Below are 24,306 nucleotides of genomic sequence, written 5' to 3' on the forward strand. Positions count from 1 at the left end.
GAAAAGCGGCGCCCGTACCTTTGTGCCCCTATCTGCCAAAAGTTATGCCCAGCAAAGCCACCAAGCTCGCCAACTCTATCCCGCCCGAAGCCCTCCAGCACGTCGAAATCCAGGACATGGTGGCCGAGGGCAAGTGCATTGTCAAGATTAACAACCTGGTCGTTTTTGTAAATAACGCCGCGCCCGGCGACGTGGTAGACCTGCGCATCAGCCGGGCCCACAAGCGGTTTTTGGAGGCCACGCCAACGGTGTACCACAAGTATTCGGAGCTGCGGGCCACGCCGTTTTGCCAGCACTTCGGCACCTGCGGTGGCTGCAAGTGGCAGCACCTGAGCTACGACGCGCAACTCAATTACAAACACCAGCAGGTGGTGGACACGCTGCAGCGCATCGGCAAGGTGGAGGTACCCGAGGTGCGCCGCATCCTGGCCTCGCCCGAGCGCACCTACTACCGCAACAAGCTGGAGTACACCTTCTCCTTTATGGGCTGGCTCACCGAGGAGCAGATAAAGGACGAGAGCCAGCAGTACGACCGCCGGGTCCTGGGCTTCCACATCCCGGGCCGCTTCGACAAGATTATCGACATCGAGCACTGCTGGCTGCAAGCCGAGCCGAGCAACGAAATCCGCCTCTTCATCCGCGACTACGCCCGCGGGCTGATGCTGCGCTTCGGCAACATCATCAAGCAAACCGGGCTGCTGCGCAACCTCATCGTGCGCACCGCCGAGAGCACCGGTGAGGTAATGGTCATCCTGCAGTGCTACCGCCAGCACCAGGCCATCGAGCCGCTGCTGGATGCCGTGTACGAGAAGTTTCCGCACATTACCTCGCTCAACTACGTGCTCAACGACAAGGGCAACGAAACCTTCCACGACCTGGAGGTGGTGTGCTACCGCGGCAAGCCCTACATCGAGGAGGAGATGGAAGGCCTACGCTTCCGCATCGGCCCGAAGTCGTTTTACCAAACCAACTCGGCCGGCGCCTACAACCTCTACAAAGTGGCCCGCGAGTTTGCCGAAATCAAGCCCACCGACCTCGTGTACGACCTCTACACCGGCGCCGGCACCATCGCCAACTTCGTGGCCCGCCAGGCCCGCCGCGTAGTCGGCGTGGAGTACGTGGAGCAGGCCGTGCTCGACGCCCGCGAAAACGCCACCCTCAACGGCATCGAGAACACCGAGTTCTTCGCCGGCGACATGAAGGACATGCTCACCGAGGATTTCACCAGCCACCACGGCCATCCCGACGTCATCATCACCGACCCCCCTAGGGCCGGCATGCACGAAGACGTGGTACAACGCCTCGTGGCCCTGCGTGCCCCTAGGCTCGTCTACATCAGCTGCAACCCCGCCACCCAGGCGCGGGACCTAGAGCTGTTGGACGAGGTGTACAAAGTGACCCGCGTGCAGCCGGTGGATATGTTTCCCCACACCCACCACGTAGAGAACGTGGTGCTGCTGGAGTTGCGGTAGGCTTTGGTCATATAAATAAAGCTGACACATACCATGTCTGAGCAAGCTTATCAGCATGTTGTCACCAGGTTTCTGAAATACCAATCAGGTGTCGATGAATTTATCAATGAGTTCATGCAGCTATGGAAAACGGACAGGAACTTAGCAACGCTTGACCCGAGATTTCGCAGGCTTATTGATCGGTTATTTACAAGTTGTGATTGTTACCGCCCTGAACCATTAGAAGCGCATGAAATTTCAGAAGAAGAACTAAGAAGTGAAGTTGCCTTACTTTCTTACATCTGGTGGAGCTAGTATAATTCAAGATTTCTTGTGCAACAAGTCTATCAATTAATTGGCTAATGGATTACTTCAACGACCCCGAGCTGAACGGCAAGTACCTGGGCACGATTACCAAGGACTTCGCCACCGTGTCCGACACGCTCAAGGAAGCCTCGTACCAAATTCGCAAGCGCGAGATTTCGCCCTTTCCGGTGTTCATCTTCGCCCGGCAGGCAGTGCAGCTCGGCAGCCTGCTCATCAACGCCGACGAGGTGGAGGGCCTGCAGTGGCACGTCTTCGCCAGCTACCTCGATATCTTGGCCCAGCAGGGCATCGTGGACCCGGCCAAGCTCGACGAATTCAAAGGCACCTGGAAAGACCCCGATGAGTTCTGCTGCCTGCTGGTGGTGGACGAGGAGTTTACCAACTTCGTGTACGTGCCCTACCCGGAGGATTAGCACCTGGGCCAAAAAAGCACGTCATGCTGAGCTTGTCGAAGCATCTCTCCCAAACAACCCCCTAGGCGGCGCGGTAGAGATGCTTCGACAAGCTCAGCATGACGTGCTTTTTATGTCGTTCTTTTAAAAATGCTCCCAGCCCTGCGCCCGTAGCGGCACGGCCTGGCCGCCTTTCGTAATCAGGTTCACGCCGTCGCTCTTATCGGTGAGGTGGCCGATGACCGTGATGTCGGGGTGGTTCTTGATTTTAGCGTGCTCGGTGACGGGGATGGTGAAAAGCAGCTCGTAGTCCTCGCCGCCGTTGAGGGCAGCGGTGAGCGGGTCGAGGTTGAACTCGGCGGCGGCTTCGAGGGTGGGATTGGCCACGGGCAGGTACTCGCTGAACACCCTAGCCCCCGTGCCGCTGGCGGCGCACAGGTGGCGCACCTCCGAGGCCAGGCCGTCCGAAATGTCAATCATGCTGGTGGGGTGCACGCCTAGCTCGCGCAGTTCGTGCACGACGTCGAGGCGGGCTTCGGGCTTGAGTTGGCGCTGCACTACATAGTTGTAGGCGTCCAGCTCGGGCTGGGTGTCGGGGTCGGCCAGGTAGGCTTGCTTTTCGCGCTCCAGCACTTGCAGGCCCAGGTAGGCGCCGCCGAGGTCGCCGCTTACGCAGAGGATGTCGGTAGGCTTGCCGCCCGAGCGGCGCACGGCCTGGCCGGCCGCCACCAGCCCTAGGGCCGTGACGCTGATGACGAGGCCGGCGCGGCTGCTGGTGGTGTCGCCGCCCACCAAATCAACCTTGTAGGCCTCGCAGGCTAGGCGCATCCCGGCGTACAGCTCCTCGATGGCCTCCACTGAGAAGCGGCTGGGCACGCTGATACCCACCACCACCTGGGTGGGCGTGGCGTACATGGCGGCGACGTCCGATACGTTGACGGCTATAGCCTTGTAGCCTAAATGTTTGAGCGGGGCAAACGTGAGGTCGAAGTGCACGCCTTCGACCAGCAAGTCGGTGCTCACGACCACCTCCTGCCCGGCGGGCGGGGCCAGGATGGCGGCGTCGTCGCCAATGCCCAGCACGGTGCTGGGCTGGCCTAGGGTAATGTCGCGCTGCAAGCGGCCAATGAGGCCAAACTCGCCGAGCTGCGAGAGGGGAGTTAATTCGGGCATAGCAAATAGAACGGGGACGCGGGCGGGGTAGTTCGCGCCCGCACCCGGTGGGCTGGAGCCACCGGGCGAGGTACGGCGCCGCAAAGTTGGCACGGCCGGGCCGCCCGGCCGGCGCTTCTGGGCGCGCTCGCCGGGCAGCCCGCCGTAATTTGGCGGCCCGGTGGGCGCATAACTGTCGCCGACCTGTCGTTTTGCCCTTATGAAAGCCCTCCTGTTTGCCAGCTGCCTAACCCTGGCGGTGCTGCCCATGTGCAAGCCCGACGCCAGCAAAACCACCACCGATGCGGCGGTTGCCAAGCCCGCCTCACCCGCCGAGCTGCGCGCCCAGTTCGATATTCTGCGCGACTCGGCCACTGCCAACTGGCAGCGCATGATGGCCAGCGACGACCAGAAGCTGCGCGACCTGCACGCGCTGTTGGGCGACCTGCGCCAAGTGCCCACCCTCGACAAGCCGCAGCTGGCCACCCTGCGCCGGGCCGCCGACCGCCTGCCTCGGCAGCGCTACGACCGCCAAACGATGGCTTCCTCGGCCCTCATCGACCGCTACGATGCCGTGCAGGATTCGGTGCTGAAGGTGGTGTACCCACTGGCCGCACCCGATGGCAACGCGCCCACCGCCGCCGTGCGCAACTACGTAGAGGCCATTCAGGCGGCCGATGGCAACGTAGTGGCCTACCGCGCCCACTACGATGTGGCCGCCAAGGCCTACAACGCCTACCTGCAAGCGCACGGCCCCGAGCTGGCCAAGCTGGGTGGCCAGTACGCCAGCCTGCAGCCCCTACCCTTGTTTGAGCTGGGCCGCTAGCCGCCCCCTGGGGAAAAGCTTGGTAATAAGGCAGAAAACAGCTACCTTTTAGGGGCCAAAACGCTTGGCTCACACAGGCCACCGGTCTTTTCATCCCTTCTACCCTTATGCAAGCACTACTACCCTACGCCCGCCTGGCGGCGCTGGCCGCCCTCACCAGCCTCTCGCTCACCTCGTGCTTCGACCACGATAAAAAGTGCGACCCCAAGCCCAAATGCCCCAGCAAAACGACGACCACAACCACCCCTTCGGCGGGCGGCGACAAGTAAGCTCAGTGCTGGCGGCCACTCAGTAGCAGCTAAACAGCACCAGCGGCGCAGCCTAGTCCGGTAAAGCATCAGGCTGCTCGGAGCTTTCGGCCTGGTCCTCAGCTTCTTTAGCCTTTTGCTCAATAAGTGGCAGCAGCTCGCGCACGTCGGGGTGCTGGTTGTTGAGGATGATGACGGAAAAGGCGTGGGGCTCGCCCTCGCGCTTTTCCATGCGCACCACGCCATCATCGCGCAGCTGGGTAAGCAGCTGGCGACGCTCCCAGTCGGGCAGCTCGGGTAGCACGTCGGTGAGGCGGCGCAGAAAGGGGCTGGCCCAAATTTCGGGCGGGCCGGCCTGCTGGCTGCCGTAGCGCTGCACTTGCTCCAGCAGGTATTCGAGGCAGCGGCGGGCGTTGTCGCTCAGCACCCGCCGGATGGGAGCAAATGCCGCTGCCTCGCCGGGCGCCCCCTCGGGGCCGGGCGGGGCATGGTAGGGCGCGGCCGCGTCGGCCACCTGGCTGCCATCGGCGGGGGGGGCTAGGGGCGGTGGGCTACTGGCTCCGTGCAAGGCAGCGGGACGGGCACTTAGCGCGCCGGCCTGGGCCTGCTGGCGTTGGCGCCGAATTTGCTCGCCCCGCGCCAGGCGGGCGGCGCGGTGGTCTTCCAGGGTTTGCAGGCGCTCGGGAGGCAGCAGGCCGCGGGCGTCAATGAAGTGCTCCTGGCCCAGCATTTGCAGCAAATCGCCCGACACGCTCTCGCGGAAGCCCACTACCTGCACTTGCCGGGCCTGGCGGCGCAGGTGCTGAATAACGGGAATGTAGTCGCGGTCGCCGGCCACCAGCACGAAGGTGCCGATGGCCGGGCGGGTGTAAAATACCTCCAGCGCGTCGATGCAAAGCTGCATGTCGGCGGCGTTTTTGTGGTCGGTACCCAGCACGTTGCGGGTGCTCACGCCCATGAGGTAGAGCGGTCCCTGGGAACCGGCGGGCAGCTTATCGAAATCGGCGTAGGCATTGAGTACCAGCGACTCCAGACCGTGGTCGCGCTTTAGCGTGTCGCGCAGCGAGCGCAGCAGGTCGAGCGCGTAGTCGTGCGGGTCCTGGGGGTCGAGGTAGTGGTTTTTGAGAAAGTAGTAGACGTTCTCAAAATCAATAAAAACGGCGGCGTAAGCAGGAGCCCCGACCGGCGGGACGGCAGTGGCGTTCGGAATAAGCATTTAACTGAATAAAAAGCGGCGCCAGCCCAGCCACGAAAGCCAAGCCAGCGGCAGGTAGCAAGCGTAGGGCAAAGGTCGGAACGGTATCCGGGCCGGGGCATGAGCGCTGCCTGAAAAACCGGAACACCTTCTAAAATCCACCCATTTTCCAACCGAAACCACTATTGAAAGGGCTTCATCGTCCGCCTGTTATTGCTTTTTAAGCCCGCTAACCAACTTTTCGCTCCTCCGGTGCCCGAAACCCAGGCAGCCTGTTCTGTACCCACCAGGCCGGCCTAGGGTTGCTTTGCTAGCTTACCGCTATTACTGGTCTCAGTTCCTGCCGGGGTATTTAGCGCGGGGCGCTCACACGTCTGCGCTGGTTTCCTCGCGCAGCTGGCGGGCGGCCAGCGCTAGCAGCGCGGCCCCGGCCGCAGCCACCAGCAGCGCCCGCAGCCCTAGGGCCTGCCAGGCCAGCGTACCCGCCCCGGCCCCGGTAGCCAGGCAAAGCCAGTCGAGCGCCTGGCGGCCCCAGCCGGCGGGCCAGGGCTGGCCGCTGAGGCGGTCGGCCAGGCCGGTGCCCACCTTCACCAGCGTGCCCGTCACGTAGGTGAGGCTGAGCGCGGTGCGGCCGGCTTGGTGCACGGCCGCGTTGAGCACGCCCATACCGAGCGCCAGCAGCCCTAGGGCCAACGGCCCGGCCGCTGCCGCCGCCAGCAGCCCCGCCACCACGGCCAGCACCAGCGCCGCCGGCCGGCGGCTGCCTGCGCGCCGCAGCCAACTGCCCAGCACCACGCCGGCCACAAACAGCCCCAGCACCGGGGCCAGCAACTGCACCTCGGGCCAGTGGCCGCGGGCTACTGCCACGCCCAGCGCCGTGGTGTTGCCACTCATAAACGACACGTATACTTTCTTGAATTGCAGGTAGCTTACGCCATCGGTAAAGCCCGCCAGCATCACTACAGCCAGAGCCAGGCGACTAGTAGCGGGCGTAGATTCTTCGTTGGCCATGCGGCAAAATACGGGGCGGCCAGGCGCTTGGTAGTGGCCATGGGTCAGCCGCGCGCCGCGGGCAGCAGGGCCTGGGCGGCGGCCAGCGCCCGGCTCACCGTAATGGTTTGAATGGCCGGGTCGCGGACGGGCGGGCGGAAGTCGCCCTGGGCAAAGCGCGCCTCCTGGCTGGGCGGAAACAGGCAGCTGCACGGCGCCCGCAGCAGGGCCGGCGGGTAGGGAAAGAACTTGCCGTAGTTCTCGCCCATCAGCAGCACCAGCGTGGGCGTGCCGGCCTGCACGGCGAAGTGCGCGGCGGCGGTGTCGTTGCTAGCTACCAGGCTGGCGCCGGCCAGCAGCGCCGCCAGGCCCGGCAGGTCGGTGCGCCCGCAGCGGTCGTCGAGGGGCACGGCGGGGCCGGCCTTTTGCCGAATGCGGCGTCCTAGGGGCTCGTCGGCCGGGCTGCCCGCCAGCACCAGCCGGTAGGCGGCCCCGTAGTGCTGGTGCAGCTGCCGGGCCAGCTGGGCAAACGCAGTGGGGGGCCACTGTTTTTGCCGGGCGCTGGCCCCCGCAAACAGTACTAGGTAGGGCCCGGCTGCTGCTTCGGCGGCGCCGGCGGCCATTGCGCTGGCTGGCAGCCCTAGGGGGGCATACGGCCGCATAGCCTGCGCCAGATGCTCGTCGGTAGCCTGGGGCGGCAATAGCGCGGGCCAAGTGGGCGCGCCCGGCCCACCGGACGCGGGGCCCGCCAGCAACTGGCGCCAACCGGCAAAAAACTCGCCGTTGCGCACGTACTCGAAGCGCGTTTCGGGGGCGCGGGGCAGCAGGTGCGAGTAGCCGGCGTTGAGGGTTTCAAACCACGGCCCGCTCAGGTTGGCATCAGTGCTGGCTATCCGCAGGGGGGCACGCAGAAAGCGGATGAAATTTTCGAGCGCCGGCTCGCGCACGTGCAACGGATTGATTACCTGACCAATGCCTAGGGCCCCTACCCTGCTCAATACCTCGGCCCGGTAGGCTAGGTCGCGCCCGAAGCGGCTTGTGTTCACGGCCAGTAGCTCGTCGATGCAGTCGGCATCCCAGGCTTGGGCCAGGGGAGCCCACAGGGCGTTGGCCAGCAGCGTCAGGCGCTGGCCCCGGCTGTGCACCTCGGCCGCCAGCTGCCGCAGCCAGGGCCGAAACAACAGGTAGTCGCCAATCGAGTCAGTGCGCAGCACCAGCACCTGCGCGGCCTCGGGCGGAGCCTGGGCGGCCAGGGCCGCCGCGTCGGTGCGGTCGAGGGCGGCGCGGCGCGGTAGCTCGCGCCGCTGGCGGCGATACAATCGGAAACGGGCGAGCAACAAGCCAAACACAGCCGCAAGATTAAGGCTTAACGCGTAGTGGGGAGTGCGTAACGCCAACTATTGTTTGACGTTACGCACTCCCCACTACGCGTTAAGCCCTAAAAAACCTAGCCCTGCGAGTTTTCCAGGCCGCTGCTGGGCAGGGCCTGCTGGGCCGTATCGACGTTGAGAAATTTGGAGGTGTAACCCGCGCCGGTGCGGTTGATGAACAGGCAGCTACCGTCGTGCAGGGCGCTGATAATCTGCGCGTACTGGGCCAGGGGCAGGGCGGGGCAGCCAAGGCTACGACCCAGGCGGCCGTTCTGGCGAATAAATTCTTCGCTCACGTAGTCGGCGCCGTGCATGACTACCGAGCGGGCAGCGGCGTTGGTGTTAAAGCCCTCGTCGAGGCCCGTGAGGCGCAGCGACTGGCCGTGCTTACCCTCGTATTCAGTGCCCGTTACGTAAAAGCCGAGGCTGCTCATGTTGCTCTCGTCGGTGTTCGAGAAGTGCGTGGCCTCGTTCTCGCCCGAATTGTGGCCGTGGGCTACCAGGGTGTGAAACAGCAATTGGTGGGTAGCTAAGTCGAACACCCACAGACGCTTCTCGATGCTGGGCAAGTCGAAATCGACCACCGCTAGGCGCGACTGGCTGCCGCCGAGCTTGCCGGCCTGCTGCAAGTTGAGATAGCCAGTGAGAGCCTTCTGAAAAACTTCGTAGCGCAAGCCCTCCTGCTCGGCCCCTAGGCGCTGGTAAAGCTGCCGCGCCGCCCCATCGAACGAGGAAATGGGCGCGGGCACTACCTGCTGCGCGGTAGCCACACGCGGCGCCGCCGAGTGGGCGGCCGACTTCAGCAGCGGCCCGGCCACTGGACTAGCCAAAAACAGCGCGGCTACAAACGGCAGTACCCGGCGCGCCAATTGCTTGGCCCGGCGGTGCAGGCCACGGCGGCGCTGCACTACGCTGGTATGATGGTGAGGATGCGAGTTCATAAGCGTGAGCTTGGAATAGCCAGTTGGAAATCGCTGAGGCTTGCTTTAACCTTAGTGACTTTCAAGTTACGAAAAAAATCAACTTTGGGTCGGCCATAAGGCGCAAGTTGCCAAAAAGATTCCGCCCGCCGGGCGCCTAGCGCCAGCCGCGCCGGGCAAAGCGCCGGCCCGCCGCCGGCCCATCGAGCCAGCGCGAGGCCAGGCCGGGCCCACTCAGCAGCAGCAGGCTACCAGTGCGCAGCGTGCTGATAATCTGCTTGTACTGCTCGGGCGGCAGGGCCGGGCAGCCCTGGCTGTAGCCCAGGTGGCCATGCGCCTCCACGTAGGCGGGGCTGGCGTAGTCAGCGGCGTGCAGCACCACGTAGCGGTCGAAGGCGTTAGCGTTTTGGCCTTTGTCGAGGCCTAGGAGGCGGCGCGAGTAGCCGTGCTTGCCGGCGTAGGTGCCCGACGTGCGGTAGAAGCCCAGCGAAGTGCAGTTGGAGCTGGGCTGGTTGGAGAAGCGCCGCGCCCGCAGGTGGCCCGAGCCCTGCCCGTGCGCCACCAGGCTGTTTTCCAACACCTTGCCTTGCTGCAAATCAATTACCCACAGCCGCTTGGCCGTGTTGGGCAGGTCCATATCGGCCACGGCCAGCACCCCGCCCCGCTCGATGCGGCCGCTGGGGTGCAGCGTGAGGTAGCCCACGCAGGCCTGCGCCAGCACGGCCGGCCGCAGCCCCACCGTATCGGAGCCCAGCTGGCTATAAAGCTGCGCAATGGCCTGGCGCAGCGTATCGGGCACGCCCGCCACGGCCGGCACCGGCGTCGGCCGCAGCGAGTCGGGCAACGAAACCGGCGTAGCGGGGCCGGCGGCAGCCAGCGCCACGCCCGGCCCGGCCGGTTGCGCCACCGACTGGCAGCCCGCCGCCCCCATCGCCAGCAGGCCCATTCCTAGGCTAGCAAATGCACGCAAGGCAACCATCATACTGCCAAAAATAAGCACCTAGGGGCTTAGTATGCACTCGGGCCTTGCTTGCGTACCGTAAATTAAGCTGCTTTTAGAAAAACAGACTGGCCGTTGCTTTCACAAAGAAGGGCGTGCCGGGCGTGAAATTCAGCTCGTTTACCGACGTAGGCTCACCGCGCAGGCGGCTGTCGGTGGCAAACTGGGCCTCGTTCCACTGCACGTTCAGCAGGTTCTGGGCTTGCAGGCCCAGCTGATAGCGCGGGCGGGTGTAGTTGAGCACCGCATCGAGCAGGAAGTAGCCGCGCGCCCGGATGGCGTTGTCTTCCTGGGCCGGGCGGCTGTCGATGTGGCGGTAGCGCAGGCTAGCGTTCAGTCCGCTGGGGGCGCGCACGCTCAGGCCCCCGGTGCTGGTGAAGGTGGGCGCCAGCGGAATGTAGTTTTCGCCCTCGGGCGCCTGCACCAGCCGGCCGTGGCTGAAGTTGAAGTCGCCGTCGGCAAACAGCCAGCTCACTAGCTGCCAGCGCAGCGACACGTCGGCCCCGAAGCGCTGGGTGGGCCCCACGCTCTCGGTGGTGCCTTCGTCGCCCGAGTACACCAGCTCGTCTTGCAGGCGCAGGGTCCAGAAAGCGGCGTTCACCACCAGGCTGGGCACGGGCTTGAAGGTGCTGCCCACCTCGGCGCCGGCGGCGCGGGGCAGCGCCTGGAAGCTGCCGCTGCCCTGCACCACGCCGCGCGCATCGTTGGAGTGGAACCCTAGGCCCGAGCGCACAAATAGCTGCACGGCCGGCGACACCTGGTAGTAAAAGTTGAGCTTGGGCGACACCCGGCCGCGCGTCACGCGCCCGCTCAGCGGCACGAAGCCGCCCGCCGCCGAGTCGGCCCGCTGCCCCCGAAACTGAAACACGAACACGTCGGCCCGCAGGGCGGCGTTCACCGTCAGGCGGTCGGTCAGGGTCAGCGTTTCGTCGAGGTAGGCGTTGATATTCTGCTCGTAGAGCCGGCCGATGTTAAACGTATCGAGCGGCACGCGCTGCGCCGCGTGGCGCAGCACCAGGCCCGCGTCGTCGATGCGGGTGCCCAGGCCCAGCACCGAGTGCAAGGCCTTGCTGCCTAGGTAGTCGTCGCGGTCGTAGGTGCCGGTGTAGCCGTAGATGTTACGGCCGGTATCGCGCTGGTTTATCTCGTCGCCATTTACCGGGTCGTTCTTAAAAAAAGTAAAGTTGGAATACAGGTTAAAGAAGTAGTGCGAGTAGTACACCTGCTGGCGCAGGGTGGCGTCGTGCGGCAACGCCGTAGTGAGGATGGCGTAGGCGTTGCTGCGGTTGGTATTGCCGCCCTCGCTGGGGTCGAGGCTGCCAAATCGTGAGATAATTCCTTCGGCTACTGCGCGGTCGGGTATCTGCCCGCTAGCATCCCAGCTGGAAGTGAAGTACGAGCCAAACAGCGTAAGCGAGGTCTTGTCGCTCAGCTGCCCCACGTACTTGCCTAGGCCATTGAAGCGCTTGAAGTGCTGCGGGTTATCGAAGTACGAGTTGGTAAAATTATACTCGGCGGCCACGTAGGCGCTTTCCGGCTTTTTCGAAAACAGGTGGTGCGTGCCCAGCAAATCCACCATGGCCAGGGCGCGGTAGGTGTTGAAACGGCCCACTTCCAGCTTCACCTGGCTATGGTCAAGGCTGTTCTTGGTCAGAAACTCGCCCGCGCCGGCCGTGGCGAAGTCGCCGAAGCGCGCCGTGTAGGGGCCCTTGTAAATCTTGAGCTGCTCGACCGTTTCGGGAATCACGAAGTGGAAATCGGCGTAGCCTTGGCCGTGGGCGTGGCTCACCATGTTCACCGGCAGCCCGTCGAGGCTCACGGCGAAGTCGGTGCCGTGGTCGGCATCAAAGCCCCGGATGAATATCTGCTCGGCCTTGCCGCCGCCCGCGTGCTGGGCAATGAAGAGGCCCGGCACCAGGCGCAGCAGGTCCTGGGCCGAGTTCACGGGCCGCAGCGTCTGGTCAATGTGCGAGATGGGGGCCAGCGTCTGGTTGGGGTCGCGGGGCTGGCTCACGGTCACTTCGGCCAGGTTGAGGGCGGTAGTGGCCAGGCTGGCTTCCACGCCGCGCGTTTCGCCCGCCACCAGCGTCACGGTCTTGGTGTGCGGGCGGTACCCTAGGGCCCCCAGCTGCAGCCGGTAGGTGCCCGCCGGCAGCCGCAGCAGCCGAAACTGTCCCAGCGCGTCGGTGCTGGTGCCGCCCGGCAGCCCCAGCAGCCCCACGCGCACGCCCGGCAGCGGCTGGCCCGAGAGCGAATCGGTGACGGTGCCGCGCAGCGCGGCCGGCGCCTGAGCGTGCGCGGCGGCGGCGCGGAGCAGCACCGCCAGCACCAGCAGCCACGACCGTCGGACGGTCAAAAAACTTCTTTTCAGTACTGAATAATCTTGCATACCAATGCCTTAGCGGCCCAGGCAGCCCCGCAGCGGAGCGCCTAGGCTAACGTGCCTGAATAACCCAGCCATCCGCCGTCTTGGGCGCGGACAGCGCAGCCCCGCGCCGGGCGGCACGGGGGGCGGTGGTCGTCAGGCGCAGCAGGGCGGGCGCGGGTCGCGCCCGGCAAAGCCGATGGGCAAGTCTGTCGGCCGCGCTAGCGGGTAGCGGGCGGGCGCTTGGTAGGATGCCAGCTTAGCCGGGCGCGCCACCCCTAGGGCCGTCGGGGCCGGGCAGTGCTCGTCCAGGCCCTTTAGCAGGGCCAGCAGGTGCGGGGCGCTGTGGCGCGGCGCCGGGTGAGCGGCGGCTTGGTCGCCGTTGCAGCGCTCGAAGCAGTCGAGGCGCAGGTAGTGATTGCGCTGGCACTCGGCGCTGTGCACGTAGGGGTGCGCGGCGGTGTAGCGCGGCGCGGCCGGCCGGCTCACGAGCACGCCCGCGCCCACCACCAGCAGGTAGTTGAGCAGCAGGAGCAGCGTGAGCAGCGGGCGCAGCATAAGCAACTAAAAAACTGGTGGTAAAGCTACCGGCTTAGCCCGGCACGGCAAGGGCAACTCGCCAAATCAGCGGAATATTTCTGCGAATCGGCCCCTAGGCCAGTAGGCGCTCCACGGTCCAGTAGGCGGCCACCAGGCCAATGGCTACCGACACTGGCACCACCACCCGCGCCCGGTACCAGGGCCGGCCGTAGGCCCAGCGCCCCACCAGCGCCCAGCACAGCAAAATGATGGTTACCTGCCCCAGCTCGACGCCCACGTTGAAGGAGATGAGCGAGCCGAAATACGCCTGGCGCGGCAGCCCCAGCCCCGTCAGCGCGCTGGCGAATCCCATGCCGTGCACCAGCCCAAAGCCAAACACAATGGCCAGCCGCCACGGACTCAGGCGGGTAATGACAATGTTTTCGATGGCTACGAACAGGATGGACAGCGCAATAATGGGCTCCACCACGCTGCTCGGCGGCCGAATGAACCCGTACATGGCCAGCCCCAGCGTGATGGAGTGCGCCACCGTAAAGGCCGTGGCCTGCCACAGCACCGGCTTGAGGCGCGGCTCCAGAATGTAGAGGCTGACAATGAACAGGATATGGTCGAACCCTAGGGGCAGAATGTGGGTGAAGCCCAACTGCAGGTACGTCCAGAATATCTCGGTGCGCGAGAGCTTGCTCAGGTCGGCGTCGATGACGTGGGCCGCCGCCGGTAGTGCCAAGAGCCCTAGACCCAGTAGCAGCGCCAGGCAGGTAGTGCGCAGAAAAGGGCGGGTACGGGTGGGCATAAGGGCTAGCAGTCGGCCAAGAGTAAATAAGCACGTCATGCTGAGCGCAGCCGAAGTATCTCTACCGCGCCACTCGTGTATCGTCCAACAAATCAAGCACTTCATCTACCTACCGCGCGGCCAGCAGGGTTTCGCCCTCGGCGGTTACCTCGGGGTTAAGGTAGGGCGCCGTTTTCGCGGCTTGCTCGATGAGGGCGCGGCCCTCGGCCACCTGGCCGTTCTTGCTCATAATGAGGCCCGCGCGGCCTAGCAGCACCGGGTTTTGCGAGTGCGTGCGCAAGGCCACCGTGATGTATTTCTGAGCGTCCTTGTACTCGCCGCGCTTGTAGTGCACCCAGGCCAGAGTCTCGTTCACGTCGATGTTGTCGGGGCGGCGGGCGTACTCGATTTTGGCGTGCTCCAGGGCCTTGTCCAGGTCGCCGGTTTTGAGGTAGGCGTAGGCCAGCTCGCGGTCGGCGTAGTGGCCTAGGGCCTCATTATCATTGGCTTGCTGGGCGGCGTCGGCCAGCATCTCCACCGATTCGCGGGCCATTTTGTCGGCCTCCTCGGGCTGATGGTTGAGGCGGTACACATCCACCAGCTCGTCGGTGAAGGCGTAGTCCTTCACCAGGGCGCGGGCCAGCTTCAGGTTGTTGATGGCCGTGGGGTAGTCGTGGCGGGCGGCGGCCACGCGGGCCAGCCCGGCCAGGGCGTAGGCGTAGTTGGGGCGCATCTGCAGGGCCTGGCGGTAGTAGGCCTCGGCCTCGGGCAGGTGGCCGCTTACTTCATACAAGTGCCCTAGGGCCACGCGGGTCCACTCGGTTTGCTCTAGGCCGGCGTAGCCCGCTTTCACGGCCATGTCCATGGCCTGAATGGCGCCCGGCACGTCGCCGTAAATCTCGCGCAGGTAGCTGACGCGGGCGTAGGCGCCCAGGTCGGGGCGCACCTGGTTCATCTTGTCGGCCATTTTCACGGCGTCGGCGTAGTGGCCCAGCTCCACGTTAGCGTCGGTGAGCAGGCCGTACACGTAGCCGCTCTGCGGGTTGATTTCCTGCGCCTGCTGGGCCAGGGCCAGGCCCTGCGAAAAGTGGTGCTGCGTGAGGTTGAGCGACGCCTCGCTGCACAGGGCCTCGAAATTTTCGGGGTCGGTGCGCAGCACCTCCTGCAGCAGCTGCATGGCGGCGGCGTCATAATAAGGGTGGTTGCCCGTAATGCGGCCTTCCTGCATGTAGGCCTCGGCCAGCAGCAGGCGGCTTTTCTGGTCGGTGGGGTCGGCGCGCAGCTTGGCCAGCAGGCCTTCCATGGCGGCCTTGGTATTCACCCACTCGCCGCCCAGGGCCAGGCGGCCCACCCGGTCCTTGGGCGCGGGCAGCGTGGGCGTGCTGGGCTTCTTGATGTAGATAATGGCCGCTACCGCCAGCGCGAAGGCCACTAATAACGCAGGGTAAAGTTTTTTTTGCACGGGAATTCAAAAAGCAAGGAGTTAGCATTACGCCGGCTACCAGCCGCCGCCAGCCCTAGGGCCCCACGAAGGTAAAAGGGCCGCTGCCAGCTTCCTCAGCCAACCAGCGACCCTTTTTTAATTAGCTAGCCTATCAGGCTTACGTAGGTAGCTACCTCATTGGATTGCAAGCGCTTTGTGGGCGCTGCCCAGGGCCCTACTGGCGCTGGATGCGCAGCGACTGCAGCAGCGTAGTGCCCGCGTAAACCGAGGCAATGTACTGGCCCTGCACCACGCTGGCGGCGGGCTGCCACTGAATTTCGGTTACCCCGGCCGGGTAGCTTTTGGCCGGAATGGTGCCCACCAGGCGGCCCATCACGTCGCGAATCTGTACGCTCAGGTTGGCGGCCTTAGCCAGCTCGAAGTGCAGCGTAGTGCGGTCGGTGGCGGGGTTGGGGTAGGCCGAGGCCGTGGCGATAATGGGCACTATGTTCAGCTGGGGGCTGGGGGCCACTTGCGCCAAGGCTACGCGCTGGGCGTTGGTGCCGCTCCAGGGCGTCTGCACGTAGGGGAAGGCGGCTTTGAGCGTCGTATCGTTCTTCTCGATGCCAGTCGTGAAGTTCAGCACGTTGGTTAGCTGCATCGTGGCCGGGTTGGTGGCCGTGGCGCTGAAGTCGTCGTACCACAGGCCGAGCGAGGCCAGCACCACGCCGCTCACGGTTTGCAGCTCAATGCGCACCACGTCGTCTTCCAAGCGGCGGCCGTTGGGGAAGCCGTCCATGTTCGGGATGGCCTGCAAGCTGGCGTCGGCGTTGAAGCGGGAGTCGAGCAGGCCGAGCTTGGCGGCGGCCAGTAGGCCCTCCGAGCTAAAGTCGGGGTTGGCGGTGCCATTGGCTAGCGTGCGCGGGGTGGTGGGCACGGCCATGTTCAGGCGCAGCATATCCCCGATTACCGGCAGGAAGTTGTTAATGAACGGCTTACCCGCGGCTAGCGGGTTGCCGGCCTTGCCGGTAGCCAGCTGGTAGGGCCGCAGGTTAGGCACCCCGGTCATGAAGATAGGCAGCAAATCGACGGAGCGCGGATTGCCGGCTTGCAGCAAAATAGGGCCGTACGTGGCGTCGGCAAACACGGTGCCGGCGCGCTGGGCGGTCGTGAGCACCGATAGGCCATTGGCCCCGTTGCGGAAGTCAAAGCCCGCAAAGCTGGCGCCGCCCAGCAGCGCCTGACCCGCCAGCGACTTGGTTTGGATGCGCAGGGGGGCGAAGCCGGGCACGGCCTCGCCGTAGTACATCTGGTTGGCTGGCTTGGGCGCGGCACCGTTCATGGGCGCGTTGTCGGCCATGTAGAGCGCCAGCTCGGGGTTCACGAAGTTGGCGTTGAAGGCCGCGTTCTCGGTGTAGGGCGTGCGGGCGTTGTACTCGTCCTTGTTGCCCACGGGGTTCACCACCTCGTTGGTGAGGGGCATGCCTAGGCGCGATACCTGCACGTAGTTGCCCGAATAAGCCGGAACGCCGGTGGTAGTGCCGCTGGCGTCGGGGGTAGGCAGGGTTTTGATGGCGGGCCGGCTGGCCGAGGCCCACACCCCAATCACGTAGTCTGGGTCGAGGATATTGGCCGCCATCGCGCCAGTTTTGCCGGCTTTCTGCAGGGTCGAAATCGGGAGCTGCAGCGCGATGGTGTTGATATTCTTGTGCGCCAGGCCGTCGCGGGCATTCATGGGCCGCACGCCCCCTAGGTCCTCAATGCCGCCGATATCCACGAAGAAGGGGTCATCCACGGGTCCGCAGAATACCTTGCCGCCCCCGATGGGCGTAATGGCGCTGGTCATGAGCGCCTCGTAGCTGGCGGCCCCTAGGCCGGCCGCGCCTTGAATAGCGCGCGGGCCCACGTTGTAGGGCGGCACTATACCGCCATCCACCAGCGTGGTGAAGGCCGCGCCGCGGATGCTTTGCTCCAGCTTGTAGGTGGTTTTCAGGTTCTCCTTGTTCAGCCGGATATTAAAGTGGGTGGTAGGGTCCTGATTGGTACGCGTGAAGGTGAAGCGGTAGGTAATGTCGTCGCCAGTCGTCGTGGCGTCGTTCTTGATGTGTATCTCGTAGCGAATGTTTTCCCCGAAGTGGTAGTAGTTCGGCCCACCCTGCGGCAGCTGAAACGGAATAAAGTTGGCGATGATGTTAATCATCTCCGAGTTGCTAGGGTCGCGAAAGGCATACACGTCGGTGTTGTCGGCCAGCGGGTCGTCGGCAATCAGGGGAGCTTCGCGGTGCGAGGAGGCCTCCAGCGTGTTGTGGTGGCCGCTCCACGCCAGCAGGCCGCCCACAGCGGCGGCCACTAACGCTACTTGCAAAGCAGGCCGGGTAAGCATTTTTTTCATAAAAAAGTGTACTTTATAAAGGGTGGGTAAATATGACCCTGCCAAGGTAAGCGCATTTTTCAATCAAGCTCTTTTTTTTGATTTTCAGAAACTTACCTTAAACAGCTAATTTCACCTACGGCAGTATCCAGAAGCAAGTTTTTGCCTCTTATAAAATGCCCTTATCCTATACAATACCCGCGGGGCCTTAGCAGCCGGCCTACTTTTGCGGGCCGATTGGGCAGCGGCTTTGTTTCTATTTTTTCTGCCGCTATCGCGGCGCTGTTTTTTCTATTCTTATGGCTAAAGTTGCCATCAACCTCGCCACGGGTGCGCTGCAGCAGGAAGAGCTGATTGTGGGCATCGACCTGGGCACTACCAACAGCCTGGTGGCCTACGTGCACCCCGAAACCCGGCAGCCCGCCGCTATCAACGACCTGGGCCGCGGCACCATCGTGCCCTCGGTTATCCACTTTCCGCCCGATGGCGGCGCCCCGCTGGTGGGCAACGAAGCCCGAGAGTTTTTGACCCTAGACCCCGCCAACACCATTTACTCGGTGAAGCGCCTGCTGGGCAAGAGCTACCGCGACCTGGGCGAGCACGCCGGCCAGCTGGGCTACAAGGTGATTGACGACGACAGCGAGGGCCTAGTGAAAGTGCGCGTGGGCGAGCGCTTCTACTCGCCCATCGAGCTGTCGGCCGACATCCTGAGCGAGCTGCGCCACCGCGCCGAGCACGCCCTCAAAACGCCCGTGCGCCGGGCCGTTATCACGGTGCCGGCGTACTTCAACGACTCGCAGCGCCAGGCTACCCGCGACGCCGGCCGCCTGGCGGGCCTCGAAGTACTGCGCATCGTGAACGAGCCCACGGCTGCCGCGCTGGCCTACGGCATCGGCCTCGACCCCGACGAGGAAAAGACCGTGGCCGTGTACGACCTGGGCGGGGGTACCTTCGATATCAGCATCTTGCGCCTACACCAGGGCATTTTTGAAGTGCTGAGCACCCACGGCGACACCTGGCTGGGCGGCGACGACCTGGACCGCGCCATTTACCAGTACTGGACCACTGAGTACCAGCTGGCGGCCCAGCTCTACCACAACCCCCAGGCCCAGCAGCAGCTGCGCCTGCTGGCCGAGCAGGCCAAGCGCCACCTCAGCCAGCACGAAGACTTCCGGGCGCAGTTTGGCGAAACCGAGCTGCCGCTGACCAAAGCGAAATTCAACGAGCTGGCGGCCCCGTTGGTGACGCGCACGCTGGCCTCGTGCCGCCAGGCGGTGGCCGATGCGGGCAGCCCCGCCATCGACGCGGTGCTGCTGGTGGGCGGCTCCACGCGCGTGCCGCTGGTGTACGACGAGGTGAGTAAGTTCTTCGGCCAGCCGGCCAACAACTCGCTCAACCCCGACGAGGTGGTGGCCCTAGGGGCCGCTATCCAGGCCGACATCCTGGCCGGCAACCGGCGCGACGTGCTGCTGCTCGACGTGACGCCCCTCACGCTGGGCATCGAGACCCTAGGGGGCCTCATGGACGCCATTATCCCGCGCAACTCCAAGATACCGACCAAGGCCGGGCGCCAGTACACGACCAGCGTGGATGGGCAGGTGAATCTAAAAATCAGCGTCTTCCAGGGCGAGCGCGACTTGGTGCAGGAAAACCGCAAGCTGGGCGAGTTCGTGCTGAGCGGTATTCCGGCCATGCCGGCGGGCCTGCCCAAAATCGACGTCAACTTCTTTTTGAACGCCGATGGCATCTTGCGCGTGGAGGCCGTGGAACTGCGCTCCAACACCCGCCAGCAGGTTGAAATCAAGCCCCAATACGGCCTCACCGACCAGCAGGTGGAGCAGATGCTGATGGACTCGCTCACCAATGCCAAGCAGGACGTGAGCGCCCGCCTGCTCATCGAGGCGCGCACCGCCGCCGAGCAGTTGCTCTACCAGGTCGAGCGCTTCCTAACTAAGAACCGCGCCTTGCTCACCGAGGAGGAAGTGGGCGCCACCACCGCCCAAACCGACGAGCTGCGCCAAGCCCTAGGGGGTGCCGACCGCGACGCCATCCTCAAGCGCATGGACGAGCTGGACGAGCTGACGCGCCCCTTCGCCGAGCGCGTCATGAACCACTCCATCAAGCAGGCCATGACGGGCAAGCAGATTGGGTAGAATGGGGGCACAGTCGTAAAAAAAGGCCGTCAGGCTGAGCTTGCCGAAGCATCTCTACCGAACGCCACCCGGACGATGCGGTAGAGATGCTTCGGCAAGCTCAGCCTGACGGCCTTTTTTTCTGCGTACCGCCTAAGAGCGCTTCTTAAAGATGCTCTTGGTGGGCTGGGCGCCGGGCATAGCCTGGCCGCTGCGGGGCCGGGCCGCGCGCGAATTACCCGCGTCAATGTCGCGCACGGGTACCCCATTGGGGTACAAGGTATTGAGGTTACCGTTGGGGTTGGCATTGGCCTTGGCGCCGGGGTCGCCGGGCACGGCCACGGCCGGAATGCGCGGAATAGTATTCGCGTCGGACACGGCGCCGGTGGTGGGCACGGCGGTGGTGGGCAACGAGGTTTGGGCGCGGGCCGGGCGGCTGAGAGCCAAGCCGGCGAGGGCAACACCGAGGGCTAGTAAAGCGGAGGCTTTCATGGGAAAGGGCGGGGTAGTAAGCGTATGGTCAGCTGTACGCAGCGCCCCGTTTTTCGACTATTAGACCCAGGCAATTTTTGCCGCTTCCGGGCTCGCTACGCTTAAAAAAAGCCCCGCCCTGGCAAGGGCGGGGCTTTTTAGTAAGAGGCGGCCCTAGGGCCGGCGCCGACGGCTACTTATACGCCGCCAGGCCGCTTTCTAGGAAAGCGCGGAAGCGGTCCACATCGTAGTCGGCGCCGAGGGGGGGCACCAGCGTTTTTTCGGTGCGCGGGTCGAGCAGCACGTAGTCGGGCTGCGAGTTGGAGTTGTAGCGGCTGGCCTGCAAGTCGCTCCACTTGTTGGCCAGCGTGCGCAGCTGCTTGCCGCTGAACTTCGACACGGTTTGCTCAGCGGCGGGCAGCTCGGTTTTGTCGTCCACGTAGAGCTGCACCAGCACGTACTTGTCGCGCAGCAGGGGCAGCACCGAGGGGGCGGGCCACACGGTGGCTTCCATCTTGCGGCAGTTCACGCAGGCGTGGCCCGTGAAGTCGATGAGCAGCGGCTTGCCAGCGGCCTGGGCGGCGGCGCGGGCCTCGTCGTAGTCGAAGTACGCATCCAGCCCCAGGGGCGCGTCAAACAGGTCGGCGTACTTGTGCACCGGGCGCGCCGCCCTAGGGCCCGCGGCCGGGCCAGCGCCGCCCAGCAGCGTGGGCGTGTAGAGGTCAAAATCCTGGGTGCTTTGGGGCGGCAGAAAAGCGGCTACCGCGTTGAGCGGGGCACCCCAGAGGCCCGGCACCAGGTAGGTGGTGAAGGCAAAGACGATGATGGCCAAAAACAGGCGCGGCACCGACACGAACGGCAGTGGGCTGTCGTGCGAGAGCTGCAGCTTGCCCAGCAGGTAGAACCCGAGGAGGGCGAAAATCACCACCCACAGCACCAGGAAAATCTCGCGGTCAAACCACTTCCAGTGATAGGCCAAGTCCACGTTGGAGAGGAACTTGAGGGCCAGCGCCAGCTCCAAAAAGCCCAGCACCACCTTCACCGAGTTCAGCCAGCCGCCCGACTTGGGCAGCGACGCCAGCCAGCCCGGAAACAGCGAGAGCAGGGTAAACGGCGTGGCCAGCGCCAGCGCGAAGCCGAACATACCCACCGCCGGCCCCAGGTAGGCCCCGGTAGTGGCGGCCTGCACCAGTAGGGTGCCAATAATAGGCCCAGTGCACGAAAACGATACCAGCGCCAGCGTGGCCGCCATGAAGAAAATGCCCACCAGGCCGCCCTTATCGGCCTGGGTATCGGCCTTGTTCACCCACGAACTGGGCAAAGTCAGCTCGAACGCCCCCAGGAAGGACGCGGCAAACACCACCAGCAGCACGAAGAACAGGAAGTTGAATACCCCGTTGGTAGCCAAGTTGTTGAGCGCATCGGCGCCGAACAGCACCGTGATGAGCAGCCCTAGGGCCACGTAGATGACGATGATGCTCAGCCCATAGACCAATGCGTTGCGGATGCCCCGCGCCCGCGTGCCCGAGCGCTTGGTGAAGAAGCTGACCGTCATGGGCAGCAGCGGGAAAATGCAGGGCATGAGCACCGCCGCAAACCCGCCCAGCAGGCCCGAAATAAACGTGACCCACAGCGACACCGGCGCGGCCGGCGCCGGCGTGGGCGCGGCAGTAGCAGCAGGTGCCGCCGTGGCCACAGTTGCGGGCGTTACTGCCGGCGCACTGGCCGCGGGGGTAGCCGCCGTAGCCTTGGCCGGGTCGGTGGCCGGCTGCGCGGGCGTGGCCGGGGTGGCCTCTAGGGGGGTAAACTCGATGTCGTCGGTGGCGACGGTATCGGGCGTTTGGGCGGCGGCGGGGTGCCAGGCCAGGCCCGCCAGCAGCAGTCCTAGGGCCACCAGCCAGGCAGTGAGCCGGCTAGTGGCCCAGGTTCGTAAAAGCAGCGTCGCCATCCTTACTTCACCGGAATGCTGAAGGTGATTTCGTCGGGCGGCAGGCATTTCTCATCGTTGCAAGTCATAAACTCCAGCTTGCCGGCCACGGTGGCGGGGCCCTTGCCGGCCAGCTTTACCTTCTGCTGAAACACCACCGATTTCTCGAAGTAGCTCACGTTCATATTAAACGTCTTTTCCAGGCGGGTGATGGGCGTGGGCTCGGCAGTTTTGCCCACCAGCGCGTAAGCCTTCGAGGGGTCGAAAGTGAAAGTGGTTTTCACCGGGCCGCCGTCCTTCACGTTTTGCGAGTAGATGTGCCAGCCGGGGTCGATGGTGGCTTTTAGCAGCACCACGGCCTCGGTAGGGCTGGTGCGCTTGGCGGCGTAGCTCCAGTGCACGGGAGCCAGAATCTGGGCGTGGGCCTGGGTGGCCCCCAGCAGGGCAAAGCCTGCCAGCAGTAGTTTTTTCATGGTAGAAGAAATAGGCCCTAGGGCCCCTTGGGTACTAAAAAGAAGCAAAGCCGCGGGCAGTTGGCCCGCCCGCGGCTTCCGTAACAAAGTTGCTTGGCAAAAGATGTGCCTCAACCCAGCAAAGGGTCGCGCAGGCGCTGAATGGGGTGGTAGCCCGTAAATGTCACCTCGGACGCGAGGTAGCCGGCGCGCACTGGCTCCTGGCGCACCAGGTCGGTGCTCAGGTACTTCTTATTACTATCGCAGAGCAAGGTCACCACCACCGCCTCGGGCCCCAGCTCCTCGGCCAGTCGGATGGCCCCAATCACGTTGGCCCCGGCCGAGATGCCCACCGCCAGCCCCAGCTGCCGCGACAGCTGCTGAGCCATCAGGATGGCGTCGCCGTCGGGGGCCTGCACCACGGCGTCCAGCTCATCCAGGTGCACGATGGCCGGGATGAACTCGTCGGAGATGCCCTGAATGCGGTGCGAGCCCACCTTGTAGCCCGTAGTGAGGGTGGGCGACTCGGCCGGCTCCAGCGGGTGCACCCGCACCCCAGGGTCCTGGCTTTTGAGGTAGCGGCCCACGCCCATCACAGTGCCGCCGGTGCCCACGCCCGCCACAAAGGCGTCGGGGCGCAGGCCCTCGCTGGCTAGCTGCGCCCATATTTCGGGGCCCGTGGTGCGCTCGTGCGCCTCGGCGTTGTAGCAGTTCTCAAACTGCTGGGGTAGGAATACGCCGCCTTGCGCCGCCAGCTGCTCGGTCAGTTGGATGCTGCCCAGGAAGCCACCTTGCTCTTTGCTAATCAGCGTAATATCGGCCCCTAGGCTCTCGATGATGGCAATGCGCTCGCGGCTCAGCCAGTTGGGCATGATGATGCGCACCGGGTGCCCCAGGGCCCGGCCGATGGCGGCAAAGGCAATGCCGGTGTTGCCGCTGGTGGCTTCCACTATGGTATCGGTGGGCTTGATGGCGCAGCGCAGATACGCCTGGTGCAGGATGTAGAGTGCCATGCGGTCCTTGATGCTGCCCGTCAGGTTGTAGTGCTCGCACTTCACGAACACGCGGCCCGGCCGGCCCCGGTAGGTGTAGTGCAGGGCCAGCATGGGCGTGTTGCCCACCAGGTGCCAAAGGTGGCGAAATCGGGCGTCTAGTTCGGTAGAGAGGCAGGCCGATAAGCCTAGGGTAGCGGTAGCCATAGCGCGAAGCAAAAGTAGCTGAGCAGCCAGCCGGCACCGGGGCGCTTGGCTGGCTTGCATTTATCAGCGGCAAAGTTCCGCTATTTCAAGGGGCTAACCACGCGGCGACAGCTTTTTTTCGCGTGGGCCCTGGCACAAGGCTGGAAATAAGCTACCGTAGGGGCTGGAGTGAAAAAAGCCCGCCGGCTTCGAAAGCAGGCGGGCTTTTTAACAGAGGCTAACCGCTTGGCAGCAGCCAGCTACTCAGCTTAGGGACGCGTGGTGGTAGTAGTAGTAGCCGGCGTGGTAGCGCGGGTGGTAGTGCTGCGGCGGGTAGCACTGCGCGACGTGTTGGTCGTGTTAATGCGGGGCTGGCCGGCGGGCGTCGTGCCGTTCAGGGTGCCGCCTACTACCGAGCCGCCGATGGGCGTGGCGGTAGTGCCGATGGGAGTAGTGTTGGGCACTACGCCCGGCTGGCCGTTCACCGTAGAGCCGTTGATGGTGCCGTTTACGCCAGTAGTTATGCCGGGCGTGCCCGTAGTGGTTGCCGGAGTGCCGATGGCAGCGCCGGGGGCATTAGCGGGCGAACCGTTTACAACCTGGGCTTGGGCGGGGCGGCTAAGGGCGAGGCCCAGCAGGGCGGCGCCGATAAACAGGGGAGCTTTCATGAGTAACAAGTTTAGAATCGTGGAAAAGGAAGATACGCGGGGCTAGTTGCCGGCTAGCCCCAGCGGCCTGCCTTATACGCAGTCACGGTTCCAGCGAACGTGTATATCTTGTGAAAACTCCGTTTAGCAAGCAATT

At 64.5% G+C, this 24,306-nt stretch carries 22 protein-coding genes; 6 read left to right on the forward strand and 16 right to left on the reverse strand.

All coding sequences use genetic code 11. The features are described from left to right. The first annotated feature begins 44 nt into the window (after nucleotides 1-44). Genes rlmD through HHL22_RS07460 form a run of 3 tightly spaced genes read left to right on the forward strand, consistent with a single transcriptional unit; the run spans nucleotide 45 to nucleotide 2,191 of the window. A complete protein-coding gene (gene rlmD, locus HHL22_RS07450) occupies nucleotides 45-1,472 on the forward strand; it encodes a 23S rRNA (uracil(1939)-C(5))-methyltransferase RlmD (protein ID WP_169530297.1) in 1,428 nt (475 codons plus the stop codon). Between the two features lie 33 nt (nucleotides 1,473-1,505). Continuing rightward, a complete protein-coding gene (locus tag HHL22_RS07455) occupies nucleotides 1,506-1,766 on the forward strand; it encodes a colicin immunity domain-containing protein (protein ID WP_169530298.1) in 261 nt (86 codons plus the stop codon). A 47-nt stretch (nucleotides 1,767-1,813) separates the two neighbouring features. After that, entirely contained in the window at nucleotides 1,814-2,191 is a 378-nt protein-coding gene (locus tag HHL22_RS07460) for a hypothetical protein (protein WP_169530299.1), read from the forward strand. Nucleotides 2,192-2,314: 123 nt separating this feature from the next. Here the strand turns inward: HHL22_RS07460 and thiL are convergent, their stop codons facing one another. Further along, nucleotides 2,315-3,343 carry a thiamine-phosphate kinase gene (thiL, locus tag HHL22_RS07465; RefSeq protein ID WP_169530300.1) on the reverse strand — a complete coding sequence of 343 codons (1,029 nt, stop codon included), beginning with the start codon at nucleotides 3,341-3,343 and terminating at the stop codon, nucleotides 2,315-2,317. A gap of 199 nt (nucleotides 3,344-3,542) precedes the next feature. On the opposite strand from thiL, the gene HHL22_RS07470 reads away from it, so the two are divergent. After that, on the forward strand, nucleotides 3,543-4,148 hold the full coding sequence (locus tag HHL22_RS07470) for a hypothetical protein (protein WP_169530301.1): 606 nt from the start codon (nucleotides 3,543-3,545) through the stop codon (nucleotides 4,146-4,148). A gap of 107 nt (nucleotides 4,149-4,255) precedes the next feature. Further along, nucleotides 4,256-4,417, forward strand: coding sequence for a hypothetical protein (locus HHL22_RS07475; protein WP_169530302.1), 162 nt, complete (start codon nucleotides 4,256-4,258; stop codon nucleotides 4,415-4,417). A 52-nt stretch (nucleotides 4,418-4,469) separates the two neighbouring features. Here HHL22_RS07475 and HHL22_RS07480 read toward each other — a convergent pair whose 3' ends face one another. The 10 genes from HHL22_RS07480 to HHL22_RS07525 all read right to left on the reverse strand — a co-directional run bounded on the left by HHL22_RS07480 (nucleotide 4,470) and on the right by HHL22_RS07525 (nucleotide 17,363). After that, nucleotides 4,470-5,612: an NYN domain-containing protein gene (locus HHL22_RS07480; protein WP_169530303.1), complete on the reverse strand. Its 1,143-nt coding sequence runs from the start codon at nucleotides 5,610-5,612 to the stop codon at nucleotides 4,470-4,472. Nucleotides 5,613-5,957: 345 nt separating this feature from the next. Next, the gene (locus HHL22_RS07485; RefSeq protein WP_169530304.1) at nucleotides 5,958-6,602 is read right to left on the reverse strand and encodes a YoaK family protein; all 645 of its coding nucleotides are present in this window, start codon (nucleotides 6,600-6,602) and stop codon (nucleotides 5,958-5,960) included. A 44-nt stretch (nucleotides 6,603-6,646) separates the two neighbouring features. Continuing rightward, nucleotides 6,647-7,921, reverse strand: coding sequence for a glycosyltransferase family 9 protein (locus tag HHL22_RS07490; protein WP_169530305.1), 1,275 nt, complete (start codon nucleotides 7,919-7,921; stop codon nucleotides 6,647-6,649). 107 nt (nucleotides 7,922-8,028) lie between these two features. Then, entirely contained in the window at nucleotides 8,029-8,892 is an 864-nt protein-coding gene (locus HHL22_RS07495) for a murein L,D-transpeptidase catalytic domain family protein (RefSeq protein WP_169530306.1), read from the reverse strand. Nucleotides 8,893-9,028: 136 nt separating this feature from the next. Further along, on the reverse strand, nucleotides 9,029-9,841 hold the full coding sequence (locus tag HHL22_RS07500) for a murein L,D-transpeptidase catalytic domain family protein (protein WP_169530307.1): 813 nt from the start codon (nucleotides 9,839-9,841) through the stop codon (nucleotides 9,029-9,031). Between the two features lie 85 nt (nucleotides 9,842-9,926). After that, complete coding sequence (locus tag HHL22_RS07505; RefSeq protein WP_169530308.1) at nucleotides 9,927-12,260, reverse strand: TonB-dependent receptor; 2,334 nt, start codon at nucleotides 12,258-12,260, stop codon at nucleotides 9,927-9,929. A gap of 132 nt (nucleotides 12,261-12,392) precedes the next feature. Next, nucleotides 12,393-12,794 (reverse strand): hypothetical protein, encoded by a 402-nt coding sequence (locus tag HHL22_RS07510; RefSeq protein WP_169530309.1) that lies wholly within the window; start codon nucleotides 12,792-12,794, stop codon nucleotides 12,393-12,395. Between the two features lie 94 nt (nucleotides 12,795-12,888). Beyond that, entirely contained in the window at nucleotides 12,889-13,569 is a 681-nt protein-coding gene (locus HHL22_RS07515) for a HupE/UreJ family protein (RefSeq protein WP_169530310.1), read from the reverse strand. Nucleotides 13,570-13,678: 109 nt separating this feature from the next. Next, nucleotides 13,679-15,010, reverse strand: coding sequence for a tetratricopeptide repeat protein (locus HHL22_RS24355; protein ID WP_169530311.1), 1,332 nt, complete (start codon nucleotides 15,008-15,010; stop codon nucleotides 13,679-13,681). A gap of 196 nt (nucleotides 15,011-15,206) precedes the next feature. Continuing rightward, on the reverse strand, nucleotides 15,207-17,363 hold the full coding sequence (locus HHL22_RS07525; RefSeq protein WP_169530312.1) for a DUF4331 family protein: 2,157 nt from the start codon (nucleotides 17,361-17,363) through the stop codon (nucleotides 15,207-15,209). 278 nt (nucleotides 17,364-17,641) lie between these two features. Between HHL22_RS07525 and hscA the strand changes: the two genes are divergently transcribed. Continuing rightward, complete coding sequence (hscA, locus tag HHL22_RS07530) at nucleotides 17,642-19,495, forward strand: Fe-S protein assembly chaperone HscA (RefSeq protein ID WP_169530313.1); 1,854 nt, start codon at nucleotides 17,642-17,644, stop codon at nucleotides 19,493-19,495. Nucleotides 19,496-19,627: 132 nt separating this feature from the next. Here hscA and HHL22_RS07535 read toward each other — a convergent pair whose 3' ends face one another. The 5 genes from HHL22_RS07535 to HHL22_RS07555 form a co-directional block, all read right to left on the reverse strand. Further along, nucleotides 19,628-19,966 (reverse strand): hypothetical protein, encoded by a 339-nt coding sequence (locus HHL22_RS07535; protein ID WP_169530314.1) that lies wholly within the window; start codon nucleotides 19,964-19,966, stop codon nucleotides 19,628-19,630. A 172-nt stretch (nucleotides 19,967-20,138) separates the two neighbouring features. Further along, nucleotides 20,139-21,893 carry a protein-disulfide reductase DsbD family protein gene (locus tag HHL22_RS07540; protein ID WP_169530315.1) on the reverse strand — a complete coding sequence of 585 codons (1,755 nt, stop codon included), beginning with the start codon at nucleotides 21,891-21,893 and terminating at the stop codon, nucleotides 20,139-20,141. 2 nt (nucleotides 21,894-21,895) lie between these two features. Further along, nucleotides 21,896-22,345, reverse strand: coding sequence for a protein-disulfide reductase DsbD domain-containing protein (locus HHL22_RS07545; protein ID WP_169530316.1), 450 nt, complete (start codon nucleotides 22,343-22,345; stop codon nucleotides 21,896-21,898). A 110-nt stretch (nucleotides 22,346-22,455) separates the two neighbouring features. Further along, on the reverse strand, nucleotides 22,456-23,523 hold the full coding sequence (locus HHL22_RS07550; RefSeq protein WP_169530317.1) for a PLP-dependent cysteine synthase family protein: 1,068 nt from the start codon (nucleotides 23,521-23,523) through the stop codon (nucleotides 22,456-22,458). A gap of 248 nt (nucleotides 23,524-23,771) precedes the next feature. Continuing rightward, nucleotides 23,772-24,170, reverse strand: a complete 399-nt coding sequence (locus HHL22_RS07555; protein WP_169530318.1) for a hypothetical protein — start codon at nucleotides 24,168-24,170, stop codon at nucleotides 23,772-23,774. Between the last annotated feature and the right edge of the window lie 136 nt (nucleotides 24,171-24,306).

Origin of the sequence: Hymenobacter polaris, from assembly GCF_012927305.1 — a bacterium.
GTDB lineage: Bacteria > Bacteroidota > Bacteroidia > Cytophagales > Hymenobacteraceae > Hymenobacter > Hymenobacter polaris.